This window comes from Streptomyces europaeiscabiei, assembly GCF_001550375.1.
GTDB classification, from domain to species: domain Bacteria; phylum Actinomycetota; class Actinomycetes; order Streptomycetales; family Streptomycetaceae; genus Streptomyces; species Streptomyces europaeiscabiei.
This window is the reverse complement of sequence record NZ_LRTR01000656.1, coordinates 1-1609: the sequence shown is the minus strand read 5'-3', so window position 1 is coordinate 1609 and position 1609 is coordinate 1. Positions and strand designations below refer to the sequence as shown.

The following is a 1609-nucleotide window of genomic DNA, read 5'->3' as shown; positions in this document are numbered from 1 at the left end:
GGGGCCGTTGGGGGCGGTCAGGCCCTGGCTGCGGCCGTCCTGGTTGACGGCGCTGCCGCGGATGACCGCCAGCACCCGGTCGCCGTCGCGTTCGGCGTCGGAGAGGCGCTTGAGGACCAGCATGCCCGCGCCCTCGGCCCAGCCGACCCCGTTGGCGTCGGCGGAGAAACTCTTGCAGCGGCCGTCGGCCGACAGGCCCTTGAGGCGGCTGAACTCGACGAACGTCGACGGCGTCGACATGACGGTGACACCACCGGCGAGGGCGAGACCGCATTCCCGGGTGCGCAGCGCAGAGACCGCGAGGTGCAGGGCGACCAGCGACGACGAGCACGCCGTGTCCACCGTGACGGCCGGACCCTGCAGACCGAGCGCGTACGACACCCGGCCCGACAGCACGCTGCTCGCGTTGCCCGAGCTCACATAGCCGTCGAGGGCGTCCAGGTCGTAGTGGGTCAGGGCGTCGTAGTCGGAGCCCATGGTGCCCAGGTACACGCCCGTGCGCGACTCGTTGAGGGTGCCGGGGCGGATGCCCGCCCTCTCCAAGGCCTCCCATGCCGTCTCCAGGACGATCCGCTGCTGCGGGTCCATCGACTGCGCCTCACGAGGGGAGATGCCGAAGAACTCGGCGTCGAAGCCCTCGATGTCCTCGATGAACCCGCCCTCACGGGCATAGGACTTGCCCATGGCCTCGGGGTCCGGGTCGTACAGGTCCAGGCCCTCCCACCGCTTGGGCAGCCCTCCCACCGCGTCCCCGCCGCGGGACAGCAGGTCCCAGAACGCCTCCGGCGTCCCGATGCCCCCCGGCAGGCGGCAGGCCATCGACACCACGGCGATCGGCTCCGTGCGCTGGGCCTCGAGGTCGGCCGCACGCTTCTGGAGCAGACGGATCGCGGGCAGGGCCGCTTCCATCCGGTCGGAGGACGGAGTGCTCATCGGTCAGCCTTTCTGGGCGAGCAGGGCGGAGAACGGTTCGGGTGAATGCGTGGGCCGCGCAGGGGGCATCGGGCGCATGTCAGAAGGCCTCGTCGCCGACCGAGGCCAGCAGGGCGTCGAGCTCCGCGTTGATGTCGTCGACGGACCGCTCCGCGGGACGGGATGTGCCGGACGGGGACGCGGGCCGGGCGGCCGGGCTCCCCGGTGTGCCGTCGGGGCCCGGGGCGCCCGTGCGGTCGGCGAGGTCCACCAGCAGGTCGAGCAGGCCGCTGCGCTGCATATCGTCCGCCGACACCCGGTCGAGGACACGGGCGAGGAGCGAGTCGGGGTCCTCGGCCGTCGGCGTCTGCTCCGGACCGGCCGCGAGGTCCAGTCGGGTCAGGACGAGTCCGGCGATGGCGGCGGGGGTCGGGTAGTCGAAGGCCAGCGTCGACGGCAGCGGCACACCGGCCCGTGCGGCGATCCGGCGGCGCAGCTCCACCGCCATCAGCGAGTCGAGGCCCAGTTCCTTCAGCACCTGGTCCGCCTGGACGGACGCGCGGCTGCTCAGACCGAGCACCGCGGCGGCCTCCTCCAGTACGACCTCGGTGGCCAGCCGGGTCCTGCGCTCCGCGGACAGCGGTTCGAGCCGCTGCCGCAGCGACGCCGGGCCGGCGGCGGAGGCTCCGGCCGCCGC

General features: G+C 73.4%; 2 protein-coding genes. Both read right to left on the bottom strand.

Annotated elements, in window-relative coordinates; translation table 11 throughout:
- Positions 1 to 888: beta-ketoacyl synthase N-terminal-like domain-containing protein (locus AWZ10_RS32040; protein WP_425264518.1), on the bottom strand; the 888-nt coding region annotated here is incomplete at its 3' end.
- Positions 889 to 1012: 124 nt separating this feature from the next.
- Positions 1013 to 1609: acyl carrier protein (locus tag AWZ10_RS55255; protein ID WP_167366005.1), on the bottom strand; the 597-nt coding region annotated here is incomplete at its 5' end.